General features: G+C 58.8%; 17 protein-coding genes. 8 read left to right on the forward strand and 9 right to left on the reverse strand.

What is annotated here, in order from left to right:
• Nucleotide 1 precedes the first annotated feature (1 nt).
• From SWE17_RS01080 to SWE17_RS01090, 3 genes are all read right to left on the reverse strand, one after another.
• Nucleotides 2–1,036, reverse strand: a complete 1,035-nt coding sequence (locus tag SWE17_RS01080; RefSeq protein WP_322991290.1) for a branched-chain amino acid ABC transporter permease — start codon at nt 1,034–1,036, stop codon at nt 2–4.
• A gap of 160 nt (nt 1,037–1,196) precedes the next feature.
• Nucleotides 1,197–2,429: a branched-chain amino acid ABC transporter substrate-binding protein gene (locus SWE17_RS01085; protein ID WP_322991291.1), complete on the reverse strand. Its 1,233-nt coding sequence runs from the start codon at nt 2,427–2,429 to the stop codon at nt 1,197–1,199.
• 127 nt (nt 2,430–2,556) lie between these two features.
• Nucleotides 2,557–4,185, reverse strand: a complete 1,629-nt coding sequence (locus tag SWE17_RS01090; protein WP_322991292.1) for a 3-(methylthio)propionyl-CoA ligase — start codon at nt 4,183–4,185, stop codon at nt 2,557–2,559.
• Between the two features lie 132 nt (nt 4,186–4,317).
• Between SWE17_RS01090 and SWE17_RS01095 the strand changes: the two genes are divergently transcribed.
• From SWE17_RS01095 to SWE17_RS01120, 6 genes are all read left to right on the forward strand, one after another.
• A complete protein-coding gene (locus SWE17_RS01095) occupies nt 4,318–5,865 on the forward strand; it encodes a protein adenylyltransferase SelO (protein ID WP_322991293.1) in 1,548 nt (515 codons plus the stop codon).
• The gene (gene msrB, locus SWE17_RS01100; RefSeq protein WP_322991294.1) at nt 5,862–6,269 is read left to right on the forward strand and encodes a peptide-methionine (R)-S-oxide reductase MsrB; all 408 of its coding nucleotides are present in this window, start codon (nt 5,862–5,864) and stop codon (nt 6,267–6,269) included. The genes SWE17_RS01095 and msrB overlap by 4 nt, the downstream gene beginning before the upstream one ends.
• Nucleotides 6,270–6,312: 43 nt before the next feature.
• Nucleotides 6,313–6,855 (forward strand): septation protein A, encoded by a 543-nt coding sequence (locus SWE17_RS01105; protein WP_322991295.1) that lies wholly within the window; start codon nt 6,313–6,315, stop codon nt 6,853–6,855.
• Complete coding sequence (locus tag SWE17_RS01110) at nt 6,852–7,124, forward strand: BolA family protein (RefSeq protein ID WP_322991296.1); 273 nt, start codon at nt 6,852–6,854, stop codon at nt 7,122–7,124. Before SWE17_RS01105 ends, SWE17_RS01110 begins: the two co-directional genes overlap by 4 nt.
• Before the next feature lie 92 nt (nt 7,125–7,216).
• Nucleotides 7,217–7,990, forward strand: a complete 774-nt coding sequence (locus SWE17_RS01115; RefSeq protein ID WP_322991297.1) for a peptidylprolyl isomerase — start codon at nt 7,217–7,219, stop codon at nt 7,988–7,990.
• Nucleotides 7,991–8,339: 349 nt separating this feature from the next.
• Nucleotides 8,340–10,310: a U32 family peptidase gene (locus SWE17_RS01120; protein WP_322991298.1), complete on the forward strand. Its 1,971-nt coding sequence runs from the start codon at nt 8,340–8,342 to the stop codon at nt 10,308–10,310.
• A gap of 10 nt (nt 10,311–10,320) precedes the next feature.
• On the opposite strand, the gene SWE17_RS01125 is transcribed toward SWE17_RS01120, so the two are convergent.
• From SWE17_RS01125 to SWE17_RS01150, 6 genes are all read right to left on the reverse strand, one after another.
• Nucleotides 10,321–10,695, reverse strand: a complete 375-nt coding sequence (locus SWE17_RS01125; protein ID WP_322991299.1) for a cystatin family protein — start codon at nt 10,693–10,695, stop codon at nt 10,321–10,323.
• A 10-nt stretch (nt 10,696–10,705) separates the two neighbouring features.
• A complete protein-coding gene (locus SWE17_RS01130; RefSeq protein WP_322991300.1) occupies nt 10,706–14,104 on the reverse strand; it encodes a DEAD/DEAH box helicase in 3,399 nt (1,132 codons plus the stop codon).
• 10 nt (nt 14,105–14,114) lie between these two features.
• Nucleotides 14,115–18,143: a phosphoribosylformylglycinamidine synthase gene (gene purL, locus SWE17_RS01135; RefSeq protein ID WP_322991301.1), complete on the reverse strand. Its 4,029-nt coding sequence runs from the start codon at nt 18,141–18,143 to the stop codon at nt 14,115–14,117.
• 295 nt (nt 18,144–18,438) lie between these two features.
• Nucleotides 18,439–19,782, reverse strand: a complete 1,344-nt coding sequence (locus tag SWE17_RS01140; RefSeq protein ID WP_322991302.1) for an NAD(P)H-dependent oxidoreductase — start codon at nt 19,780–19,782, stop codon at nt 18,439–18,441.
• Nucleotides 19,779–20,651: a phytanoyl-CoA dioxygenase family protein gene (locus SWE17_RS01145; protein WP_322991303.1), complete on the reverse strand. Its 873-nt coding sequence runs from the start codon at nt 20,649–20,651 to the stop codon at nt 19,779–19,781. The genes SWE17_RS01140 and SWE17_RS01145 overlap by 4 nt, the downstream gene beginning before the upstream one ends.
• On the reverse strand, nt 20,648–21,334 hold the full coding sequence (locus SWE17_RS01150) for a GntR family transcriptional regulator (protein WP_322991304.1): 687 nt from the start codon (nt 21,332–21,334) through the stop codon (nt 20,648–20,650). The genes SWE17_RS01145 and SWE17_RS01150 overlap by 4 nt, the downstream gene beginning before the upstream one ends.
• 148 nt (nt 21,335–21,482) lie before the next feature.
• Between SWE17_RS01150 and map the strand changes: the two genes are divergently transcribed.
• Nucleotides 21,483–22,298 (forward strand): type I methionyl aminopeptidase, encoded by an 816-nt coding sequence (map, locus tag SWE17_RS01155; protein ID WP_322991305.1) that lies wholly within the window; start codon nt 21,483–21,485, stop codon nt 22,296–22,298.
• Between the two features lies 1 nt (nt 22,299).
• On the forward strand, nt 22,300–24,948 hold the full coding sequence (locus tag SWE17_RS01160; protein ID WP_322991306.1) for a [protein-PII] uridylyltransferase: 2,649 nt from the start codon (nt 22,300–22,302) through the stop codon (nt 24,946–24,948).
• Nucleotides 24,949–24,952: the final 4 nt, after the last annotated feature.

Consider the following 24,952-nt stretch of genomic DNA (forward strand, 5'->3'; position numbering starts at 1 on the left):
CTTAACCCTCGCGTGTGCCCAAAAGACCCTTGGGCCGGAAGATCAAAATGAGGACCAAAAACAGGTACGGCAAGATGGGCGCAACCTGAGACAGCGTGAGCTTGGCAAACGAGTTCTCTTGGGTTGCGGCAGACAAAGCCCAACCCATGTCTTTGGCGAGCGTCAAGAAGGAATAGTCAATGGCCACTGCAAAGGTCTGGATGACACCAATCAGCACCGAAGCCAAAAACGCGCCTGAGAGCGAACCCATACCGCCGACAACCACCACCACAAATATGACCGAGCCCACCGTGGCCGCCATGGCGGGCTCCGTCACAAAGGTGCTGCCGCCAATGACGCCCGCCAAACCGGCCAGGCCCGTTCCGGCACCAAACACCAACATGAAGACGCGAGGAACGTTGTGGCCGAGCGACTCCACCATTTCGGGGTGGGTCAAGGCCGCCTGAATGACCAAGCCGATGCGCGTGCGCGTGAGCAAGAGCCACAAGGACACCAGCATGAGAAGCGCCACCAGCATCATGAAACCGCGTGTGGCCGGAAACGGCGAGCACACCACGCGAATGGCGGCATCGGCTGCGCTGCACATTTCTGCAGGCGCAGCACCCCAAACGAGTGACAAACCCTGTACAGAATGGTTGATCAATGTGAATGCTGAGCTGCGCAATATCTCGGGTGGTGGGAAATCCACCGCAGTTCGTCCCCAGACCAGTTGAACCAACTCGAGGGCCACATAAGACAAGCCAAAAGTCACCAGAAGTTCGGGCACATGGCCGAAAGGGTGAACTTTGCGCAAAGTGACGCGTTCAAACAAAGCACCGCAAGCGCCCACCAACAGAGGGGCCACCACCAAAGCAGGCCAAAAACCGATCCACCCGGTGAGGGTGTACCCGAAATAGGCACCGATCATGTAAAAGCTGGCGTGTGCAAAGTTGAGCACGCCCATCATGCTGAAAATCAGCGTCAGCCCGGAGCTGAGCATGAAGAGTAACAGCCCGTAACTGAGGCCGTTGAGCATGGAGATGATGAAAAACTCCATAAAAACTTTCCAGGCCGTATCTCAGCCTAACTTCGTTACCGAAAGCGGGTTGACGATGTCAACCCCAAGACAAAACAATAAAAACTTCAAAAAAAAGCCCGACAACAATTTGTCATCGGGCCTCTTTGCCCTCAGGCAAACCCAAAGGAAAACCCAAGGATTAGCCTGGACGCTTCATCTGGCAGCTGGTAGGCGTGCTGGAAACATAGGAGGGGAACTCTTTGACAGGCGCCAAAGTCATGCCGGTGTTTTCAGGGCTGTAGGGGTACTTCTTGTCAGCTTTTTGCCAAACCGTCATGTAAAGAGGCTGCTGCAACTGGTGGTCGGCCTTGCGGATTTCCACTTCACCGTTGAAGTTCTTGTACTTCAAGCCACCCAAGGCTGCTGCAACCTTGGCAGGCTCAGTGGACTTGGCTTTGGCCATCGCCTCACCCAGTGCACCAAAGATGGAAATCACAGAACCTGTGTAAAAGTCGTCGTTGAATTTGGTCTTGAACTCACCCATCCACTTGCCGATGTCACCACCCATGTTGTAGTGGTTGTAGGCAATTTGATAAACGCGGCCAGCACCACTGGTGCCAAGCGCTGTTGGCGTGCCAGTGACACCTGTGTAGTAGGTGTAAAACTTGCCGGTGTAGCCCGCTTCGTTCGCGGCCTTGACGAGCAAGGACAAGTCCGAACCCCAATTGCCGGTGATCACCGTGTCGGCACCCGAAGCCTTGATCTTGGCGATGTAAGGCGAGAAGTCGCGCACTTGGGCCAATGGGTGCAAGTCTTCACCCACGATTTGGACGTCAGAACGTTTACGTGCCAAGTTTTCCTTGGCAAATTTGGCCACTTGCTGACCATGCGAGTAATTCTGGTTGAACAGGTAGACCTTCTTGACGTCTTTGTCGTCTTTCATGAAAGTGGTCATGGCTTCGATCTTCATCGAGGTGTCCGCGTCGAAGCGGAAGTGCCAATAGCTGCACTTGCTGTTGGTGAAGTCTGGGTCCACCGCGGCATAGTTCAGGAAAATGATTTCCTTACCGGGGTTGCGCTCGTTGTGCTTGTTGACCGCTTCGATCAAGGCCCCTGCAACCGATGAACCGTTGCCTTGTGCGATATAGCGTACACCTTGGTCCATGGCCGCCTTGAGGGCGTTCAAGCTTTCAGCGGGGCTGAGTTTGTTGTCAAAAGAAACCATCTCGAACTTGACGCCAGCCGGGTTGGTTTTGCTGAATTTTTCTGCAAAAAATTGGAAACTCTTGAGCTGGTTGCTGCCCACAGGCCCCATCAATCCAGACAGTGGATCAATGTGTGCGATTTTGACGGTCTCGCCCTTTTGGGCAAAAGCACCCATGGAACAAACAGCCAAAGCGGCTGCGGTGATCAAACGTGTTGCGAATTTCATTCAAGGTCTCCAGCGTTGTAAAACAAAACAGAGTCAGATTAACCGTAACGGAGCACAGGATCGCTCGGGGTTTGCCCCTAAGACGTATCGCCCACGCGACTCAATTTGGGCGCAGTCGATCAAAAGGTCAAAGACCGGGCAACACGTAATCGGCCAATTGCTCACGCAAACGGGTCTTGAGCATCTTGCCCGTGCCGCCCAATGGAATGGCTTCCACAAAAACCACGTCGTCAGGAATTTGCCATTTGGCGGTTTTCCCCTCGTAAAAAGCGATCAGCTCGTCACGGCTCACTTCAGCACCCGGTTTCTTGACCACACACACAATGGGCCTTTCGTCCCACTTGGGGTGACGCATGCCAATGCAGGCGGCCATGGCGACCGCAGGGTGCGCCATGGCGATGTTTTCAATGTCGATGGAACTGATCCACTCACCGCCCGACTTGATGACGTCTTTGCTGCGGTCGGTGATCTGCATGAAACCATCGGCATCGATGGTGGCCACATCGCCCGTAGGAAACCAACCATCCACCAAAGGGCTTGCGCCCTCTTGTTTGTAATAAGAGGCGATCACCCATGGCCCTTTGACCAACAAGTCACCCGCTGACTTGCCGTCATGCGGCAAAGCTGAACCCTTGTCATCGACGATTTTCATGTCGATGCCAAAAATGCAGCGGCCTTGCTTCAGACGCAGCTTCATTTGCTGCTCGGCAGGCAAAGACAGGTGCTTGTTTTTCAAGGTGCAGACGGTGCCCAAGGGGCTCAGTTCTGTCATACCCCAAGCGTGCAGCACATCCACCTGGTAATCCTCACGGAAAGCGTCGATCATGGCGGGCGGGCAAGCCGAGCCGCCAATCACCGTGCGGTTGAGCTGGCTGAACTTCAAGCCTGCAGGCTTCATGTGGCCGAGCAGCATCTGCCACACGGTAGGTACACCCGCGGCAAAGGTCACGCCTTCAGACTCGATCAATTCATAGACCGACTTGCCGTCCAGCGCAGGACCCGGGAACACCAGCTTGGCACCCGCGATGGCCGCGCTGTAGGGAATGCCCCAGGCGTTGACGTGGAACATGGGCACCACGGGCAGGATGGCATCACGCGCAGAAATGCACATGGAGTCTGGCAAGGCAGCGGCATAAGCGTGCAGCACCGTGGAGCGGTGGCTGTACAAAGCGCCCTTCGGGTTACCCGTGGTGCCGCTGGTGTAGCACAGGCTGCAAGCCGTGTTTTCGTCAAGCTGCGGCCAAGTGTAGGTGTCGGGCTGCTGACCCATCCAGGCTTCGTAGCTCAACAAGTTGGGGATACCTGTGTCAGCAGGCAATTTGTCGGCATCACACAAGGCCACATAGTGGGTGACGGTTTTGCAATGGGCATGCAAACCTTGGACCAAGGGCAAAAACGTCATGTCGAAGCACAGAATTTGGTCTTCTGCATGGTTGGCAATCCAGGCCATTTGCTCGGGGTGCAATCGGGGGTTGATGGTGTGCAAAACCCTGCCCGAGCCGCTGACGCCGAAATACAGCTCCAAGTGGCGGTATCCGTTCCAGGCCAGCGTGGCGATGCGGGCACCTTGAGGCACCTTTTGGGCATCTAAGGCATTGGCCACTTGGCGGGAACGTCGGGCCACCTGGGCCCAATCGCTGCGGTGGATATCGCCTTCCACCCGTCGCGAAACCACTTCGCTGTCACCGTGGTGTTTTTCGGCAAAATCAATCAAAGAAGAAATCAGCAATGAACGCTCTTGCATCAGTCCCAGCATGGTTTGGTCTCCAGTATGTGAGGGGGGCTCAATCGGTTCATTGTGCACCCCAGCCGCAGCCAACAAGCGCTGACAAAGCACTCAAAAACCCGCAAAAACCCGGGTCCTTGTCAAGGACGTGACAATCAAGGCATGTCTCTCGTCAACTCCGAAACCCCTTCCCAAGCCCGGCTTGATCAACCATTGCTGGATTGGACGCATCGTCTGACCCGATTGGGAACTCGGTTTTTCACGCATTTGCAACCCACGCCTGTGGCAGCGCCTCGCTGGGCGGCCCGCAATGAAACATTGCGCACCGAACTGGGGTGGCCCGCCACCGTGTTTGATGACGATCACCTGCAAGCGTTCGCGGGCAACGCTCTCATGCTTGGCTCACAGCCCTTGGCCACGGTGTACAGCGGACACCAGTTTGGACAGTGGGCTGGGCAGTTGGGTGACGGACGGGCGATTTGGCTCGGAGAAGCCCAGTCTGCCCAAGGCCCACAGGAGATCCAGCTCAAGGGCGCGGGCCGTACCCCCTATTCCCGTGGGGGGGATGGTCGCGCCGTGCTGCGCTCAAGCATCCGTGAGTATTTGTGCAGCGAAGCCATGCACGGCTTGGGCATTCCCACCACACGCGCCTTGAGCCTGGTGGCCTCGCCCGAACCGGTGCGCCGCGAAGAGACAGAAAGCGCTGCCATCGTGGCCCGAGTAGCCCCGAGCTTTTTGCGCTTTGGGCACTTTGAGCACTTTGCGGCCATAGGCGACACCGACAGCTTGCGGACACTGGCCGATCACGCTATCGCCCACCATCTGCCCGAATGCCACGATCGCGCTGCCTTTTGGCAAGGCAATGTGTACGCGGCTTTGCTCGATGTGGTTCAGGAACGCACTGCGCAACTGCTGGCGCGATGGCAGGCCGTGGGCTTTTGCCATGGGGTAATGAACACCGACAACATGAGTCTTTTGGGTCTGACGATCGACTATGGCCCCTTCCAGTTCATGGACGCCTTTAACCCCGGCCACATCTGCAACCATTCCGACCACCAAGGCCGCTATGCCTACGGGCGTCAACCCAATGTGGCCTACTGGAACATCTATTGCTTGGCACAGTCTCTGGCCCCTTTGATCGATGACAAAGACATGACCCTGCAGGTGCTGGAGGGTTACAAAGCCTTGTTTCCTCGCTATCTTGGCGATGCGATGCGGGCCAAGCTGGGCCTTGTCGGCGACTTGGCCCCCGAGTCCGAGCGTGAAGCCGATTGGACTTTGGTCGAAGATTTGATGCAGCTCATGGCCACAGAAAAAGTGGATTTCACCTTGTTTTGGCGGCAACTGAGTCAAGCGGTAGTTCGGCAATCGCAAGCCAACGCTGTGACCGATGCCAACTGGAGCCCGGTGACCGATCTGGTGCTGGACCGCCCTCGCCTGCTGGCTTGGCTCGAACGCTACACAAATCGTGCCGGACAGACCCACTTGGACAGCATGGGGCACCGGATGCTTCGCACCAACCCCAAATTTGTGCTGCGCAATCATTTGGCCGAAGTGGCTATCCGTCAAGCCAAGGCGGGTGACTTTTCAGAAATCGACACGCTGTACAACTTGCTACAGTCTCCCTTCGACGAGCATCCCGGCTTTGAGGCCTATGCCGACTTGCCGCCCGACTGGGCGGATCAACTTGAAATCAGTTGTTCATCATGACCAAAATCCATAAAACAGAAGCCGAGTGGCGCGAACTTTTGGCCGCCAAGGGTGCCGAACCGGTGGCCTATGCCGTGACGCGACAAGCTGCCACCGAGCGCCCTTTCACGGGCAAATACGAAGGCCATTGGGCCACTGGCCTCTACAGGTGCATCTGTTGCGATGCCGAGCTCTTCAAGTCCGACACCAAATTTGACGCGGGCTGCGGCTGGCCCAGCTTTTCACAGGCCTGCGCGGACGGTGCCATCGAAGAGCGCGTGGACACCAGCCACGGCATGCGCCGGGTAGAAACCGTGTGCGCCCAATGCGGAGCGCACCTGGGCCATGTGTTCGAAGACGGCCCTGCGCCCACGGGCCTGCGTTATTGCATGAACTCCGCTTCGTTAGACTTCGAGGCTTCCTGACCGATCTTGGCGGGACCGCAGACGCCGCACTCCACACCCCTTCATGAAATTCATCCTCGACTTTTTCCCCATCCTGCTGTTTTTTGGTGCGTACAAGATGGGCGACATCTACACCGCCACTGCGGTGCTGATGGGCGCGACCGTGCTGCAAACAGCCATCATTTACAAAATGGATGGCAAGTTGCAGACCATGCACAAAATCACGCTGGTGCTGGTGCTGGGCTTTGGTGCGCTGACACTGGGCCTGCACGACGAACGCTTCATCAAGTGGAAGCCCACTTTGCTGTATTCGGGCTTGGCTATTGCTTTGGCCGTGGCGCATTGGTTTTTGAAGAAAAACTTCCTGCACATGCTGCTGGGAACCCAGTTGCAACTGCCGGATGCCGTGTGGAACCGCTTGAACCTGTCATGGATGCTGTACTGCGTCTTCATGGCCGCCATCAACGCTTATGTGGCGCACTACTTCAGCACCGAAGATTGGGTCAATTTCAAACTCTGGGGCTATGCATTCCCGGTGGTGTTCATCCTGGGACAAGGCTTGTACATCTCACGCTATTTGCCCAAAGATGAGGACAAGCAGCCGTGAGCACCTCAAATTCGCCTTTGAGCGAACAAATCCATGCCCGACTGACCGAACGCCTGCAGCCCACCGAGCTGCGGGTGGTGGACGAAAGCGCCGCACATGCCGGGCACATGGGGGCCAATGACAGCGGCCAAGGCACCCACATGCGGGTTTCGATCGCATCTCCTTTGTTCATCGGGATCTCTCGCGTTCAGCGTCATCGCCTTGTGTATGATGCGCTGCAAGATTTCATTGACCAAGGCCTACATGCCTTGGCCATCGAGCTGATCTGAATCGGGTTGTCGCTCCCTGGTGACAACCCCTTTTTTTGAACCCTTCTGAACCTTTCACTTGAACCTGACGGAATGTCATTGAGGAAATAACGATGAAAAAGCAAATGCTCAGCGCCGCTTTGGTGGCCTTGCTGGCGGTCCCCGCTCTCGCGCAAAACTTGGCCGTGGTCAATGGCAAGCCCGTGCCCTCTTCTCGCGTGAAAGCGCTGCAGCAGCAAGTAGAAGCATCCGGTCGCCCTGTCACGCCCGAAGTCTTGGACCAAATCAAGCAAGAGCTGATTGCCCGCGAAGTTTTCATGCAGGAAGCACGCAAACGTGGCCTGGACGCGAGCGATGACTACAAAACACAACTCGAATTGGCCCGCCAAACGATTTTGATTCGCCAGTTGTTTGCCGATTTCCAAAAGAAAAACCCCGTGACCGACGCTGACATCAAGGCCGAATACGACAAATTTGTCGCAGCCAACGGCGGCAAAGAATACCGCGCCCGTCACATCTTGGTCGAAACCGAGTCTGACGCCAAAGCCCTGATCGCCGAAATCAAAAAAGGTGGCAGCTTTGAAGAATTGGCCAAAAAAGCCTCCAAAGACCCAGGCTCTGGTGCCAACGGTGGCGACTTGGACTGGGCCGCTGCAGGCAGCTATGTGCCCGAGTTTTCAGGTGCCATGGTGAAATTGGCCAAAGGCCAAATGACCGATGCCCCCGTCAAGAGCCAGTTTGGCTTCCACATCATCCGTGTGGACGACGTGCGTGAAGCCCAGTTGCCCAAGATGGAAGAAGTCAAACCCCAGATTTCACAGCAGCTGCAACAGCAAAAACTCAGCACCTTCCAAGAAGGTCTGCGCGCCAAAGCCAAGATCCAGTGATCTGGTCTTTGACTCTCTGAAAAACGCGACTTCGGTCGCGTTTTTTGTTTTGGGATTGGAGATAGCTTGTGGTCAAAAGTGATGGGCGCGGCCAGGGGCTCAGAGGCGCTTCGCTTTGCCACATCCCCCCTGCCCGCGCCCATCCCTTTTGTGCGAACGTCTTGGATTCATCCGTGACCCATTAGATCGGCGGCTTTAGCCCCAACCTGCCAACACCGAATCACCAGCCTGAAGCGGCGGGCACTGGCTGGGGCGATGTGGCAAAGCGAAGCGCCTCTGAGCAACGGCCAGTGCCCGCCGCTTCAGGCTTACTCGCACATCAACGAGCAAGCTGGGATAATCCCAGCCCATGCAGCCTCACCACCTCGAACTCCTCGCCCCCGCCCGCACCTTTGACATCGGCATCGAAGCCATCAACCATGGCGCCGATGCGGTCTATATTGGCGGCCCTTCGTTCGGGGCCCGGTCAACGGCCGACAACTCGGTGCAAGACATCTCCAAGCTGGTGCAATACGCGCACCGCTTTCACAGCCGCATCTTTGTCACGCTCAACACCATCTTGCGTGACGACGAGCTCGAAGGGGCCCGCAAATTGGCCTGGCAAATGTATGACGCGGGTGTGGACGCGCTGATCATCCAAGACATGGGCTTGCTCGAGATCGACATGCCCCCAATCCAGCTGCACGCCAGCACCCAGACCGACATCCGTACCCCCGAAAAAGCCAAGTTCTTGCAAGATGCAGGCCTCAGCCAAATCGTGCTGGCCCGCGAGTTGACGCTGCCGCAAATCAGCGCCATCCGTGACGTGATCGACACCGAGCGAACGGTGATCGAATTTTTTGTGCACGGCGCTTTGTGTGTGGCCTACAGCGGCCAGTGCTTCATCAGCCACGCCCACACGGGCCGCAGTGCCAACCGGGGTGATTGTTCGCAAGCCTGCCGCCTGCCCTACGAAGTCAAAGACGCGCAAGGCCGCATCGTGGCGCACGACAAGCATGTGCTGAGCATGAAGGACAACAACCAGAGCGAGAACCTGCGCGATCTGGTGGACGCAGGCATCCGCAGCTTCAAGATCGAAGGCCGTTACAAGGACATGGCCTATGTGAAGAACATCACGGCCCACTACCGCAAGCTGTTCGACGAAGTGCTGAGCGAACGCCCTGAGCTTGCGGCTTCGTCACATGGCCGCACCACCTTCAATTTTGAGCCCGACCCGAATCAGAACTTCAACCGCGAGTTCACCGACTACTTTGTGCAAGGCCGCAAGGAAGACATCGGCGCGTTTGACACCCCCAAAAACCCCGGTCAGCCCATTGGGTGGGTCAGCAAAGTCACGGCTGAGCATGTTGAGATCACCACCGACGACCCGGCCATCGAGCTGCACAACGGTGATGGCCTGTGCTACTACGACCTGCAAAAAGATCTGGTGGGTTTGCAAATTAACAGGGCCGAAGCTGCCAAAGCCAAAGGCGTTTGGAGGCTGTACCCCAAAGACCCCATGGACGGCTTCAAAGACTTGCGCCAAGGTGTTCAGGTCAACCGTAACCGGGACATGAGCTGGGTGCGCACGCTGGACAAAAAGTCTGCTGAGCGCCGCATGGGCGTGTGGATGCAACTGGCCGAAAAAGACAAGGGCCTGCAACTGACCCTGACCGACGAAACGGGCCACACCGGCTCTGCGCAAATGGCCATCGCTTGGCAAGAGCCTAAAGACTTGGCCCAAGCTGAGGAGAAACTCAAAACAGCCTTGACCAAACTGGGTGACACCCTCTTTGAGCCGCTGGATGTTCAAGTTGTACTGCCACGTCCCTGGTTCGTGCCCCCCTCACAACTCAACGCCTTGCGCCGCGACGCCGTGCAAGCCCTGGAAGCCGCCCGCTCGGCAGGTCTGCACCGCCTGCCGCGTGCGGTGCCTGTGGAGCCGCCTGTGGCTTACCCCGAAGACACCCTCACCTATTTGGCCAACGTGTTCAACCAAAAGGCTCGCGACTTTTATGCCAAGCATGGCGTAAAGGTGATTGATGCGGCCTATGAAAGCCAAGAAGAATTGGGCGAAGTGAGCCTGATGATCACCAAACACTGTGTGCGTTTTAGCCTCAGCCTGTGCCCCAAACAGGCCAAAGGCGTGACGGGCGTGCAAGGTACGGTGAAGGCCGAGCCCATGCAACTCATCAACGGCAAAGAAAAACTCACCTTGCGCTTTGACTGCAAGCCCTGCGAAATGCATGTGGTCGGCAAGATCAAAAAGTCGGTTTTGAACGCTGTGCCGGAAAGCCCGGTGCAGTTTTACAAATCAAGACCGGTTGTGGGCCTGCACTGATTCGCCAGGATCAGTCCAGCCAATCCCAAGCCTGGAGTCGATAAGTGCCATCAGGATGTCGCCAAACCGTGGCGCTCACACTGCGGCTGGCGCCATCAAGCGTCACTTGCAGCTGAAGTTCAAAGTTCAGACCCGCTACCACTTGCTGGCGAGCTTTGACCACGTTTTTGTAAAGCACCCTCGCCTTGTTTTGAACGGCAAAAGTCTGCACCGCAAAGCGGGCAGCTTCTTGCGCCTCGGGGCTGAAAGCATCCGCTGGTGCCCAAGCACCCGCCACAGGCGCTGCCTCAGAATGTGGCGCCGAGACTGCCGCTGGTTTTTCGGGACTGCAGGCCGCGATCAAGCCAAATGCCAGGACGGTGAATAGTCTGGACAAATTCAGCATGGCCGCATGCTCAACCCAAGGGTTTGAACAATTCGTTCAGATCCGATTCGCCAAAAAGCGGCTCTTTGCGCTGCACCGCACCCGAATACATGTCTTGCGCCAGCTGCGCTTTGCGCTCTTGCAGGGCCAGCATGCGCTCTTCAATCGTGCCCTGGGCCACCAGTTTGAGCACCCACACGCTTTGCGTCTGGCCGATGCGGTGGGCACGGTCAGTGGCTTGATTTTCTACAGCAGGGTTCCACCATGGGTCGTAATGGATGACGGTGTCGGCCTGTGGCAGGTTGAGGCCCACGCCACCGGCTTTGAGGCTGATGAGGAACAGTGGCACCTGCCCGCTGGTGAACTGGTCAATGATGGCATCTCGGTTTTTACTTTGGCCCGTGAGCTTGACCCAAGGGATGCCTAGGCGCGGTAACTCTTGCTCGATCAAGCCCAGCATTTGGGTGAATTGCGAGAACAGCAAAATCTTGCGGCCTTCGGCCACCATCTCGGGCAGCATGTCAAGCAGTTGCTCCAGCTTGGCCGATTGCTGCACCTGGCTGGCCGCGCCCAATTTGAGCAAACGCGGGTCGCAACAGACTTGGCGCAGCTTGAGCAGCGCATCCAAAATGGTGATTTGCGATTTGGCCAAACCTTGGGCGTTCAAAGCGTCGCGCACGGTTTTTTCCATGCCCAAACGGATGGTTTCGTACAGGTCCGCCTGTTGGCCTTGCAGCGGTACAGGCATGAGCGTTTCGACCTTGGGTGGCAACTCGCTGGCCACCACATCTTTGGTTCGGCGCAGCATGAAGGGTGTGATGCGCTTGCGCAGCTGGTCCATTTTTTCGCTGTTGCCTTGGCGCTCGATGGGGTTGCGAAACAGCTCACCAAAGCGTTTTTGACTGCCCAAAAAGCCGGGCATCAAGAAATGAAACAGGCTCCACAGCTCGCCTAGGTGGTTTTCCATGGGTGTGCCTGACAGGCACAGGCGGTGCTTAGCCGGAATGTCGCCCACGGTTTGTGCCGCGTGGGTGTTGGCGTTCTTGATGTTTTGCGCTTCATCCAGCACCAGCATGTGCCAATCGATGGCCATCCACAAATCTCGGTCGCGGTGCAGCAAAGAGTAAGGGGTGAGCACGATATCGAAACCACTCAGATCTTGGGCAGTCTCATGCCGAGTCAGACCATGGTGGATGTGTGAGCGCAGCGTTGGACAAAAGCGGGCCGCTTCGCGCTGCCAATTGCCCAGCAAACTCACCGGGGCCACGATGAGCGCGGGCTGCGTGAGCCGACCCGCTTCTTTTTCGGTCAGGATGTGCGCCAGGGTCTGGAGGGTTTTACCGAGGCCCATGTCATCGGCCAAGATGCCAGCCAATTGGTGCGTGCGCAAAAACTGCAACCAGTTCAGACCCTGCTGCTGGTAGGGCCGCAAAGTGGCTTGCAAACTGGCGGGGGCCATCACTTCGGGCAAGCCGTCAAGGCCTCGCATTTGTTGCACCAGGTTCATCAGGCTTTGGGCACCTGCCCAAACCACGCCCTCCCCGAGCGATGCAGCGGTGCGCAGGGCTTCAAGTCGGGACAGCCGCAGCTCGTCGCCGCTCCAGTCACGGCCGCGTTCAGAGACCAACTCCATCAAGGTGGTCAGCCAAGGCTCGATCTTGGCAGTGGGCAACTTGACAAAACCATCGCCCTTCAAGTCAGGCAGGTACAAAAAGGGGGGCAATGCGGCTTTTTCACCTTCGGCGGTCGCGCTGGTGATTTGCGCCAAGGTTGTCAAAATCGATGGCACCCAAGGCAAGATGTTGACCCGTTGGCCGTCGATGTCCATACCCAGCGACAAGTCAAACCAAGGAGATGTTTCCGGCGCTTCAGCGTCACCCGACAAGTCGATGTGCACATCGTCGGCTTGACGCAACCAGGGGCTAGCGTCAGCAATGAAGTTCACGTCCAGATCTGCTTGGCGCAGCGGTGCAAAGTCGCTCTCGACCCATTCGAGCCAGCGCTGCTGCGACTGCTCGGGTGGCAACACCAGCATGTTGGCGTCGAAAGTGACCAAACCCAAGGCAGCGAGGGCATCCCATGACTTGACTTCGCTGGGCATGTCTCGCAGCAACATGCGCGCTTGTTTACCCTGCCCCACCAGAACACGGTTTTGGGTGCCCGGCCAGAAACCGCGATGCCCATCGTAGTCAAACGTCAATTCGGCCACAAACAGCCCCTGCAAACCGCGGTCAGCGGGGTGTACTGGCGTAATGTCCAGCACAGCGCGGGGTTTGACGCCGCGAATTTCGGGCATCTTTTGAATCACAGGCGGCAAGGGCAAGGGCCCCAAACGCTCCAGCAACTGGTTTTGAAACTTGAACGCCACGCTCTCAGGCATCACGGGTGAGTTGGACAAGACTTGCAGCTCATTGGCGCTAAGCCCTTGCGTGTCCAAGGGTCCACACAGGCCCTGCACCGTGTCCATGAAAAAAGGCGGTTGGTTCAGGCCAAACAGAACACCCGGGCGCAGCAGCTGCATGGACAGTTGCCAGCCATCGGGCAAATGATCCTGCCCCTTGACCTCGCGCCATGTTCCCACCAAGGGTTCGGGGGCATCTTGCCAGCGCAGAGCGAAGCCATCATCTGACACCAAACGGCCGGTTTGGCTGCACAGCTGTAACAACAACTGGCCCGGCATACCGTGCAACTTGACTTCGCTTTGAAAACCGTAGGAGCTGAAACTGCTGGCAGGCGGGCAGGCTTTCAACAGGTCAAAAATGTCGGGGTCGAGCGGACTGCTGGTTTGCCAGATCGGGTCGTGCGGCGAGGGCTCGCTGCTCAACTTTTTGGCTTTGCCCCACTCGCCATTGCGCTTTTGCGCAGCCCGTTTGACGGCCAAGTGAAACACGGGTTTGTAAGCGGTTTGCACCACGGACAAGCTGTACACAAACTGATCGTGGGTGCTGCCAGGCAAGGTGTAAGCAGCCGGGCCATTGGCGTTTTCCAAACGGGTCAACCAGTCGCGCACCTGGTATTCGGCCTGGCTCAGAGCCCGCTCTTTTTCCATTTGGGAGCGGCGCTCCAGCACCTCGGCAGAGGGGCCATCCGGCCCCCATTCGTTCAGCAACGCCAAACCTTGCATCGAAGCCAAAATGCCCAGGGCCGCTCCATGCTTGCAGTACCGCCCCACTGGACAGGTGCAGCCGCTGCGCCACTCGCTCAAGTTGCCACCCGCGCTCACGCGCAGTTCGGCATTGACCGAATAAGGTTGCGCATCATTGCCCTGAACCAAGCCTTGCAGGCGCCAGCCGTCTCCGTCAGGTGACAACTGTGAGGACAAGACCTTGTCTTGCAAATACAAAGTGGTGCCGCGTGACCAAGCACCCTGGTCAAAGTAAAAAGCCAGTTGCGAAGGCGGGAACCACTGAGCCGGGTTGGTGGACTTCATGCTTGACAGATCAGCCCACCCATTGGCGGGCGTTTTGCCAAACACGCAGCCACGGGCTGGTGGCGTTGATGTCGCCACTCGTCCAGCTCATCTGCACGTTGCGGAACACGCGCTCGGGGTGCGGCATCATGGCCGTGAAGCGCCCATCCAAGGTGGTCACAGCAGTCAAACCGCCAGCGCTGCCGTTGGGGTTGAAGGGGTAAGCCTCCGTGGCCTGGCCGTGGTTGTCCACAAATCGCATCGCGCTCAAAGCCTGCGCCGCATTGCCTCGGTGCTTGAAGTTGGCAAAACCTTCGCCGTGGGCGACGGCAATGGGCAAGCGGCTGCCCGCCATGCCTTGCAGGAACAAGCTGGGCGATTCCAACACCTCGACCATGGACAGGCGGGCTTCAAAGCGCTCGCTCTGGTTGGTGGTGAAGCGCGGCCAAGCCTCGGCGCCCGGAATGATGTCGGCGAGTTCGGCAAACATCTGGCAGCCGTTACACACGCCGAGACCAAAGGTGTCGGTGCGGCCAAAAAAGCCCTTGAATTGCTCTGCCAAGGCCGGGTTGAAGGTGATGGAGCGCGCCCAGCCGATGCCTGCGCCCAGCGTGTCGCCGTAGCTGAAACCGCCACAAGCGACCAACCCTTTGAAGTCGGCCAAGTTGGCGCGGCCCGATTGCAGATCGGTCATGTGCACGTCGTGCGACTCGAAGCCTGCTTTGTGGAAGGCGTAGGCCATTTCCACATGCGAGTTGACGCCCTGCTCTCGCAGAATCGCCACTTTGGGGCGCGACAAATTCAGGAAGGGTGCGGCCACGTTCTCAGCCGGGTCAAAGCTCAGCGCCACATGCATGCCGGGGTCATCGGCACGACCCGCCGAGGCGTGCTCGGCATCGGCGCAAGCGGGGTTGTCGCGCTGCTGGCAAATCTTCCAGCTCACGCTGTCCCAGACCTGGTGCAGGTCTTCGAGCTTGGCGGCAAACACCTCTTTGGTGTCGCGCCAGATGCTGAGTTCGCCCACACCTTTTTGGATGGTCGATTGCACGGGACGGGTCTTGCCGATCACATGCGTGTGTTTGGACAGGCCGTGTTCGCGCAGCGTCTGCAGCACCGAGTTACGCTCGGCCGTGCGCACCTGCAGCACCACGCCCAGCTCTTCGTTGAACAGTGCTTTGAGGGTGAGTTCGTCGCGGCGTGCGCTGACCTGGCCTGCCCAGTTCTTGGCGTCGCCGTGATCAGCGCGGCTGTCAGAAATGCCATCGCCCTCGGTCACCAGCATGTCCACATTGAGGGCCACGCCCACATGGCCTGCAAAAGCCATTTCGGCCACTGCTGCCAGCAAGCCGCCGTCGCTGCGGTCGTGGTAGGCCAGGATTTGACCTTGGGCACGCAAGGTGTTGATGGCCTTGACCAAATTCACCAGCGCTTGCGGCTCTTCCAGATCGGGCACGCTGTCGCCAAACTGGTCCAGCACCTGGCCCAGCACGCTGCCGCCCATGCGGTTGCGGCCTTGGCCCAGGTCGATCAAGAGCAGGCTGGTGTCATCGGTTTTTGCGTCCAGCTGCGGCGTGAACGTGCCGCGCACGTCGGGCAGGCTGGCAAAGGCGGTGATGATCAGGCTCACGGGCGAAGTGACCTTGTGGGTCTGACCGTCAGAACTTGAATCGCCCTTCGGTACGGTCCACTGCGTGCGCATCGACAAGCTGTCTTTGCCCACGGGGATCGAGATGTCGAGCGCCGGGCAAAGTTCCATGCCCACGGCCTTGACGGTCTCGTACAAAGCCGCGTCTTCACCGGGCTCACCGCATGCGGCCATCCAGTTGGCCGACATCTTGACGCGGGGCAGCTCGATGGGCGCGGCCAACAAATTGGTGATGGCTTCGGCCACGGCCATGCGGCCAGAGGCTGCGGCGTTGAGCGAAGCGAGCGGTGTGCGCTCGCCCATGCTCATGGCTTCACCGGCAAAACCTTGGTAATCGGCCAGTGTCACGGCCACATCGGCCACGGGCACTTGCCAAGGGCCGACCATCTGGTCGCGGTGCGTGAGGCCACCCACGGCGCGGTCGCCAATGGTGATGAGGAAACGCTTAGACGCCACCGTGGGGTGGCTCAGCACGTCGATCACTGCTTTTTGGAGCGAGACGCCTGTGAGGTCCATCGCTGGCGACTGGCGCACCACCGTCTTCACGTCGCGGTGCATTTTGGGCGGCTTGCCCAGCAGCACGTCCATAGGCATGTCCACGGGGGACTCTTGTCCTTTGTCTTCCAAGACCAGCTGGCGCTCATCTGTCGCCACCCCAATCACCGCAAACGGGCAGCGCTCGCGCTCGCAAAAAGCGGTGAACTGCGCCAAGGACTCGGGCGCAATGGCCATCACATAACGCTCTTGGCTCTCGTTGGACCAGATTTCTTTGGGCGACAGGCCGGACTCTTCGAGCTTGACGGCGCGCAAATCAAAGCGTGCGCCGCGACCTGCGTCGTTGGTCAGCTCAGGGAAGGCATTAGACAAACCGCCCGCGCCTACGTCGTGGATGGCCAGGATCGGGTTACCGCTACCGAAGGTGCCTCCATCCTTGCCCTGCGCCCAGCAGTGGTTGATGACCTCTTGCGCACGGCGCTCGATCTCGGGGTTGCCGCGCTGCACCGAGTCAAAGTCCAGATTCGCGGCGTTGGTGCCCGTGGCCATGGAGCTGGCCGCGCTGCCGCCCATGCCAATGCGCATTCCAGGACCACCCAGCTGGATCAGCAAGCTGCCCGCTGGGAATTCAATCTTTTTGGTTTGATCGGCGTCGATCTGTCCCAGACCGCCCGCGATCATGATGGGCTTGTGGTAACCACGCACCACGCCGTCCACGGTTTGTTCGTATTCGCGGAAATAGCCCAACAAATTGGGACGGCCAAACTCGTTGTTGAACGCCGCGCCACCCAAAGGGCCTTCGGTCATGATTTGCAGGGGGCTGGCGATGTGCTCGGGTTTACCGCCTGCTTGGTCAGACATGCCACCCCAGAGTTTGGACACAGTGAAGCCACTCAAACCCGCTTTGGGCTTGGAGCCACGACCGGTCGCGCCTTCGTCGCGGATCTCGCCGCCCGCGCCGGTGGATGCTCCGGGGAAAGGCGAAATAGCGGTCGGGTGGTTGTGGGTTTCCACCTTCATCAGCACATGGTGCAGGGCTTGTTCGCTCTGGTAAGCCGCGCCCTGCCCTGAGGTTCTGGCGACAAAACGCTCCACCGTGTGACCTTCCATGACCGAGGCGTTGTCCGAATAAGCCACCACCGTGTGCTGGGGACTGAGTTGGTGCGTGTTGCGGATCATGCCGAACAGGCTCTTGGACTGGGCCACGCCGTCGATGGTGAACTCGGCGTTGAAAATCTTGTGGCGGCAGTGCTCGCTGTTGGCCTGCGCGAACATCATCAACTCCACGTCGGTGGGGTTGCGTTTAAGGCCCGTGAAGGCGGTCACCAAATAATCGATTTCGTCATCGGCCAGCGCCAGACCCCAATCCTTATTAGCGTCCACCAGTGCCGCGCGACCTCCGACCAACACGTCCACATGCGCCATGGGTGCGGATTCGAGCGCCGTGAACAAGGCCGCAGCCTCGTCCCGACTGGGCATGGCCGATTCGGTCATGCGGTCGTGCAGCACAGCGGCCACCTGACCCAGTTGCTCGGCGCTCAATTTGGCGGTGCTGAGCAGGCCAGACTTCATCACGAGGCGGTATTCGGTCAGGCGCTCCACGCGGCGCACATCGAAACCACAGTTGTGGGCGATGTCGGTGGCCTTGGACGCCCAAGGCGACACGGTGCCCAAGCGGGGGCTGACCACGATCACGGGGCCATCCACCGGGCCTGCATAAGGCTCGCCGTATGTCAGGAGTGCAGAAAGTGTCTGTTTTTGGGCCACTGCCAATGGCGCATTCGTGGCGACCAGGTGGACAAAACGGGCCGAAATACCCTGAATTTGCGGTGAAATGGCGGCCAAACGGGGCAAAAGCTGGGCAATGCGAAAGTCGCTGAGGGCGTTGGCGCCTTCAAAAGTCGTGATGTGCAGGGACACGGGGTGGCCTTGTAAAGAGACGGAAAACCGTAACGCCGGGGCCGCTGACTGGGGCTTGCCGGCAAAGGCGGTATTTTAACGGTGGAAACCCTGATTTGAAGGCGAGAGGGACAGATCGCTGCGCTGCCTTTATCGATGACAAAGAGCGAGAGCAGGAGGTGGCGCAAAGCCACCTGGGGCGATGGTGTCTTTGTAGGAGCCCCGCCCCCGGGGCGATAGGCTGCGGTCTTAAAAGCCCATCGCGGCGAGGGCGCTGCTCCTACAAAAATGGCCTTGCATTCAGCCAATGGCCGAATCAACCCAGCACCGAAGTCGCCTCCATCTCGCGCCGGATTTTGTAGGCATGGGTGCTGGTGTCGATGGCCACATCGTCCCAAGTCAGGCTTTGGCCCTTGGCCACCGGACGAATGACCTTCACACCATGCGCCAAGCCCAGCGGCACGCCACCCATGCGTTTGGAGGTGGCTGCTGGCAGCAGCTTGCCCCAGACGGTGTAACCGCCCTCGCCGTCCAGCATGTCGCCAGGTTTCAAGTCGCGCTTGGCGGTGGCCACCACGTCGGCGTTCCAGCCGATGGCCACACCCGTGGGTTCGTTGCGCAGGGCGACGCTGGCCACACTCACGCCCACTTCGAGGCCAATCAGGTGCCAGCGTTTGTAGAGCGTGAAGTACCGGCCCGAAGGGTCGGTGTGGGCGTTGTACTCTTCAAAGCAGTTCTTGATGTAGTCGGTCTCGGCCTCGACCGTGACCCAAACGCCCATGCGGATGTCATAGGGGATTTTGCGGCCATCGGTCTCCAGGCTCGAGATCACCTCGACCATGCCTTTGCGTTCCAACACACCGCCTTCCGAGATCGGGCGGGTGACATACGGAATGTCTTCCACGCTGGCGGGTGGGTAAAGCAAACCGTTGCTGGGCACGCCGAGGCCAGTGGCGTTGGACACCGCCGTGCTTTCAATCGAGGGCTTGGAGCCGTCCAAAAAGCTGTTGAACATTTTGGGGTTGAGCCCACCGCGCTCGGCCTGCTCGGGGGTGAGGCCGTAATAGCCCCACACTGTCTCGGGCGTGGATTCGCTGAAGTGAGGCAGCCACTTGTGGCCCCGGCCTGCGGCCACGACTGGAAAGCCGCAGGTGCGGGCCCAATCGACCAAATCGCAAATCAGCGCGGGCTGGTCGCCAAAGGCCAGTGAATACACCACGCCCGCCGTCTGGGCGCGGGTGGCCAGCAAGGGCCCGCAAAAGGCGTCGGCCTCTACCGTGACGTTGACCACATGTTTGCGGTGCGCAAAAGCTTCCAGAATGTGGTCGACCGCGTGAAGAGGCGAGCCGGTGCACTCCACGATCACGTCCACTGCCGGGTGGCGCACCAGGCTTTGCCAATCGTCGCCCACATGGGTGGTGCCTTTTTTGATCGCGTCGTCCAAGCTGCTGGCGGTCAGGCGCTCGGCCTCCCAGCCCACGCGGGCCAGGTTGGTGCGGGCGTTGTCGGGTGACAGGTCGGCAATGCCCACCAAGTGCACACCGGGGGTGCGGGGAATCTGCGCCAAGTACATGGAGCCGAATTTGCCCGCGCCGATCAGGCCGATGCGGATGGGGCGGTTTTCTGCCGCGCGTTGCAGGAGTTTGGCGTGCAGGTTCATGCGGCTTCTTTCAAAACATCGAGCGAGGTTTTCAGGGCGCTTTCGGGCATGCCGCCCTTCCAGGGCAGGTCCACCGGGTAGCTGTTGACCAAGCAGTCGTCGGGCAGGCAGCTGATGGGCGTGAAGTCGCGGTGGGCGATGTATTCGGGGCGCTTGTGGCGGCGAATGTGGTTGGACACGGCGCACAGGCTCAGGTACACGCTCACCCGGTTCCAAGGCGAGAGGTTGCTGGCCGAAGCGTGAACCAGGCAGCTGTGGAACAAGATCATGGAACCGGCTGGCCCGGTGGGGCTGACGATGCCGCCTTCTTTGCCGCCCGCCCGCTCGACCAACTGGGCAATCAGGTCGTTGTCCACCGTCCACAGCGGATAACTGGTGGTCGACAAATCGTGTTTGGCCTCGACCACGCCCTTTTTGTGGCTGCCCGGAATGAACATCAGCGGGCCGTTGAAGGGGTTCACGTCATCCAAAAAAATAGCCACGTTCATGGCCCGCTCGGTGGGCATCATGTCGTCGTTGAGCCAGGTGCCGTAGTCCTGGTGCCACTGCCACACATCGCCCTCAAAAGCCATCTTGCCGTTGATCTTGAACTGGTGCATGTACAGCGCTTCGCCAAACAGGTCTTGCACGGGCTCGATCATGCGGGGGTGGCGGGCCAACTTGGCAAAAGGCTCGCTGTACATGTGGGCCGCAAAGTTGGTGCGCACGGCGTCGCTGCCTTTTTCGCGCACGTTGTAGGCCTCGCGGCGACTGTACAACTCGGGCACCGCATCGGTCAGGTTTTTGGTTTCTTCGGGGGTGAACAGGCCCGGAAAAAACAAATAACCCTCGCGGTCAAATTGTTCGAGTTGTTCTGGGGTCAGTCTCATGCTTGTGCTCCTGTTTTGAGGTGTTGAATTTGTTCGGAAAGGCGAGCAGTGAGTTGCACGCTGGCCTCGTGGGCGTGTTCTTGCACCAGGCGCACGGCCTCATCGGCGTCTCCTGCGGCCACGGCTTGGGCAATGGCTTCGTGTTCGTCCCACACCGTTTGGCGCTGGTGAGACGACTGCAGCACGGCGCCCATGACGCGCTTGAGGTGGTGCCAATGCAGCTCAATGCTTTGGGCGATGAGAGGGTTGCCAGAGGCTTGGTATATCGCACGGTGAAAGGCCAAATCGGCCTGGATCATGGCCTGCACATCACGCGTTTGGTGGACCCCTCGACCTTGGCGCATGACCTCTGGGTCGATCTTTGCGCCCCGCTCGGCGGCCAAACGCACTGCCAGTGCATCCAGGCTGCCACGCACTTGGTAGACCTGGGCAATCCAATTCACATCAAGTTGCGTGACTTGCACGCCCCGTCCGGGGGCGTCTTCGACAAAACCGTCTTTTTTGAGCAAGCGCAGGGCTTGCAAGACGGGTTGGCGAGATACAGAAAAGCGCTGCGCCAAGTCGTCTTGCGTCAATCGCTCTCCAGGCTCCAAGCTGCCCTCGCTGATGGCATCGAGCAATCGGGCATAGATCTGCTCGACCAAATCGGGGGCTGTGGTGAGTTGGAGGGGTTGCGGGCTCATGTCTGTATACAGAATACAAAGATTCAAAATACACATGAATGGGGATAACCCTCAATACCCAGCAGCAAAGATCAAACGTCAGACCCTCAAGGGGTTGAATGAAACGGGTGACAGGCGGTCAAGGACCGCAATGGGATAATCTGAACCTATGACGATCACCCTCAAAACCGCCCAAGACATCGAAGGCATGCGCGTGGCTTGCCGCCTGGCCTCCGAAGTACTCGATTACATCGAGCCCTTCATCAAGCCGGGCATCACCACCAACGAAATCGACAAGCTTTGCCACGACTACATGGTCGATGTGCAGGGTTGCATTCCGGCCCCTCTGAACTACGCACCTGGCGGCTACAAGCCCTATCCCAAGTCGATTTGTACCTCGATCAACCACCAGGTCTGCCACGGCATTCCCAACGACAAGCCGCTCAAAAAAGGCGACTCGGTCAACATCGACATCACCACCATCAAGGACGGCTGGCACGGTGACACCAGCCGCATGTTCCATGTGGGCGAGGCCACGATTGCGGCCAAACGCCTGGCCAGCGTAACCTACGAAGCCATGTGGAAAGGCATTGAGCAAGTCAAGCCCGGTGCCCATTTGGGCGACATTGGCCACGCCATCCAAAAATTTGCTGAAGGACACGGCTTTTCGGTGGTGCGCGAGTTTTGCGGCCACGGCATTGGCCGGGGATTTCACGAAGAGCCGCAGGTCTTGCATTACGGCAAGCCTGGCACCCTGGTCGAGTTGGTGCCCGGCATGATTTTCACCATCGAGCCTATGATCAATGCAGGCAAGCGTGACATCAAAGAAATGGGAGACGGTTGGACCATCGTGACCAAAGACCATTCGCTGTCGGCCCAATGGGAGCACACGGTGGTGGTGACAGAAACCGGCTATGAGGTCTTGACCTTGTCGGCGGGCAGCCCTGCCATTCCGGCTTTCATCACCGACAAAGTCGCCGCTTGAGATGGACGCACTGGCCCAACAGGTGAACCAGGCCGACTTGGCCCAGCTGCGCGAGACCTACAAACACGACAAAGCCACTGTTTTGAACAGTCTGGCGCACAGCGGTGCTGTGGCCCGTGGGCTCAAGCAAACGCTGCGGCAACTGTCCATCTTGGCCGATGGTCTCTTGATCGAACTGTGGGACAACGCTGGTTTTTCACCTGATGTGTGCTTGGTGGCCGTAGGTGGGTTCGGACGGGCCGAACTGTTTCCTTACTCAGATGTCGACGTCTTGGTGCTCTTGCCCGATGGCCAGTCACCCGAAGCTTCGCCCCAGTTGCAGTCCCAGCTCGAGCGCTTCATCGGCAGTTGCTGGGACACTGGCCTCGAAATTGGCTCCAGCGTGCGCACGCTCAGTGAGTGTTTGGCCGAATCGGCCAAAGACATCACGGTGCAAACCTCACTCCTCGAATCACGACGGGTGACGGGCAACACGCGCTTGTTCACAGAATTCCAAAAGCAATACCAAGCGGCCATGGACCCGCAGGCATTCTTGGTGGCCAAGACGCTCGAACTGCGGCAGCGTCACACCAAGTTCGAAGACACACCCTACGCGCTAGAGCCCAACTGCAAGGAATCCCCAGGCGGGATGCGCGACCTGCAAGTGATTTTGTGGGTGGCCCGTGCGGCTGGTCTGGGCCAGAGTTGGGATGAACTCGCTCGCAAGGGCTTGGCCACGCCACTGGAAGCACGCCAAATCAAACGCAACGAAGCGCTGCTGGGCCTGATCCGCGCACGCTTGCATTTGCACGCCAAACGGCGAGAAGACCGTCTGGTGTTTGATTTGCAAACCATTGTGGCCGAGTCCTTTGGCTACGCGTCCGATGTGACGCCCGATGGGCGACTCGCCTTGCGTGCCAGTGAAAAGCTGATGCGCCAATACTATTGGGCCGCCAAAGCGGTGTCCCAGCTCAATCAAATTCTGCTGCTCAACATCCAAGACCGGCTGCAAGCAGACCGGGGTGAGTCCATCAGCGACTTCCGTCCGTTGAACGCGCGTTTTTTTGAAAAAGCAGGCCTGATCGAAGTGGCCAGCGACGACCTGTACCAAAAGCACCCGCACGCCATTTTGGAAACTTTTTTGCTGTACCAGGCCACGCCGGGCGTGAAAGGCCTGTCGGCTCGGACACTGCGTGCGCTGTACAACGTGCGGTCCATCATGAACGGGCGCTTTCGCGCCGACCCGGTCAACCGTCAAACGTTTTTGCACATCTTGCAGCAGCCCCAAGGCATCACGCATGCCATGCGGCTGATGAACGAGACCTCGGTGTTGGGTCGCTATTTGTGGGTGTTCAGGCGCATCGTGGGCCAGATGCAGCACGACCTGTTTCACGCCTACACAGTGGACCAGCACATCCTGATGGTGCTGCGCAATGTGCGCCGGTTTTTTATGCCCGAGCACACGCACGAGTACCCGTTTTGCTCGCAAGTCGCAGGGGGCTGGGACAAGCCCTGGATCTTGTACACCGCTGCTTTGTTTCACGACATCGCCAAAGGGCGAGGCGGCGACCATTCCAAACTGGGCATTGCCGAAGTGCGTACCTTTGCACGCCAGCACAAACTGGACAAAGAAGACGCCCAACTCATCGAGTTTTTGGTGGGTGAGCACCTGACCATGAGCCATGTGGCCCAAAAGGAAGACCTGAGCGACCCGGAAGTCATCGCCCGATTTGCCCAGCGTGTGGGCAACGAGCGGCGCCTGACCGCGCTCTATTTGCTCACGGTGGCCGACATTCGTGGCACCAGCCCCAAAGTCTGGAATGCCTGGAAGGGCAAGCTGCTGGAAGACCTGTACAAATCCACTTTGCGCGTGCTGGGCGGCCGAGCCCCGGACGCCAACGCAGAGGTCGAAGCCCGAAAGCGCGACGCCCTGATTGAGTTGGCACGCCACAGCGAACCCTTCGAAGGCCAAAAAGCGCTGTGGGACACGCTCGATGTGGGCTACTTCATGCGCCACGATGCATCTGACATCGCTTGGCACGCTCGCCAGTTGTCCCGCCATGTGGCCAAGCCTGCCGAAGGCCCTGCCAAACCCATCGTGCGTGCGCGCATTTCGCCCGTGGGTGAAGGCCTGCAGGTGCTGGTGTTCACCCCCGACCAAGCCGATTTGTTTGCCCGCATTTGCGGTCACTTTGACCAATCGGGCTTCAGCATCCAAGACGCCAAAATCCACACCACCCGCACGGGCTGGGCACTGGACACATTCCAGATCGTCACGCACATGCTGCCTGAGCACTACCGAGAGTTGCTCAGCATGGTCGAGTCCGGCCTGACCCAAACCCTTGAAAAACAAGGCCCCCTGCCCCCGCCCACCCGCGGTCGGGTGTCACGCCGTGTGAAAAGTTTCCCGATCACCCCCCGGGTCAGTTTGGAACCCGATGACAAAGCCCAAAACTGGTTGCTCAGCATCTCGGCCAGTGACCGCATCGGCTTGCTCTACAGCATCGCAAGCGTGCTGGCCCACCACGGTTTGCACCTGCGCCTGGCCAAAATCAGCACCTTGGGTGAACGCGTGGAAGACAGTTTTCTCGTCAGCGGCGCCAAGTTGCAGCAAAACAAGGCGCAGATTGAGATCGAAACAGAGTTGTTGGCGGCACTGCAAGCAGCTTGAAGGC

It is taken from the genome of Limnohabitans sp. (assembly GCF_034680285.1).
Taxonomy (GTDB): Bacteria; Pseudomonadota; Gammaproteobacteria; order Burkholderiales; family Burkholderiaceae_C; genus Limnohabitans_A.

What these genes read in the sequence shown, in the direction of transcription:
- SWE17_RS01145 (WP_322991303.1), bottom strand. Translation starts at nt 20,651, where the DNA reads ATGAGACTGACCCCAGAACAACTCGAACAATTTGACCGCGAGGGTTAT.
- SWE17_RS01140 (WP_322991302.1), bottom strand. Translation starts at nt 19,782, where the DNA reads ATGAACCTGCACGCCAAACTCCTGCAACGCGCGGCAGAAAACCGCCCC.
- SWE17_RS01160 (WP_322991306.1), top strand. Translation starts at nt 22,300, where the DNA reads ATGGACGCACTGGCCCAACAGGTGAACCAGGCCGACTTGGCCCAGCTG.
- SWE17_RS01090 (WP_322991292.1), bottom strand. Translation starts at nt 4,185, where the DNA reads ATGCTGGGACTGATGCAAGAGCGTTCATTGCTGATTTCTTCTTTGATT.
- SWE17_RS01095 (WP_322991293.1), top strand. Translation starts at nt 4,318, where the DNA reads ATGTCTCTCGTCAACTCCGAAACCCCTTCCCAAGCCCGGCTTGATCAA.
- SWE17_RS01085 (WP_322991291.1), bottom strand. Translation starts at nt 2,429, where the DNA reads ATGAAATTCGCAACACGTTTGATCACCGCAGCCGCTTTGGCTGTTTGT.
- SWE17_RS01150 (WP_322991304.1), bottom strand. Translation starts at nt 21,334, where the DNA reads ATGAGCCCGCAACCCCTCCAACTCACCACAGCCCCCGATTTGGTCGAG.
- SWE17_RS01120 (WP_322991298.1), top strand. Translation starts at nt 8,340, where the DNA reads ATGCAGCCTCACCACCTCGAACTCCTCGCCCCCGCCCGCACCTTTGAC.
- SWE17_RS01080 (WP_322991290.1), bottom strand. Translation starts at nt 1,036, where the DNA reads ATGGAGTTTTTCATCATCTCCATGCTCAACGGCCTCAGTTACGGGCTG.
- SWE17_RS01105 (WP_322991295.1), top strand. Translation starts at nt 6,313, where the DNA reads ATGAAATTCATCCTCGACTTTTTCCCCATCCTGCTGTTTTTTGGTGCG.
- msrB (WP_322991294.1), top strand. Translation starts at nt 5,862, where the DNA reads ATGACCAAAATCCATAAAACAGAAGCCGAGTGGCGCGAACTTTTGGCC.
- SWE17_RS01125 (WP_322991299.1), bottom strand. Translation starts at nt 10,695, where the DNA reads ATGCTGAATTTGTCCAGACTATTCACCGTCCTGGCATTTGGCTTGATC.
- SWE17_RS01115 (WP_322991297.1), top strand. Translation starts at nt 7,217, where the DNA reads ATGAAAAAGCAAATGCTCAGCGCCGCTTTGGTGGCCTTGCTGGCGGTC.
- SWE17_RS01130 (WP_322991300.1), bottom strand. Translation starts at nt 14,104, where the DNA reads ATGAAGTCCACCAACCCGGCTCAGTGGTTCCCGCCTTCGCAACTGGCT.
- map (WP_322991305.1), top strand. Translation starts at nt 21,483, where the DNA reads ATGACGATCACCCTCAAAACCGCCCAAGACATCGAAGGCATGCGCGTG.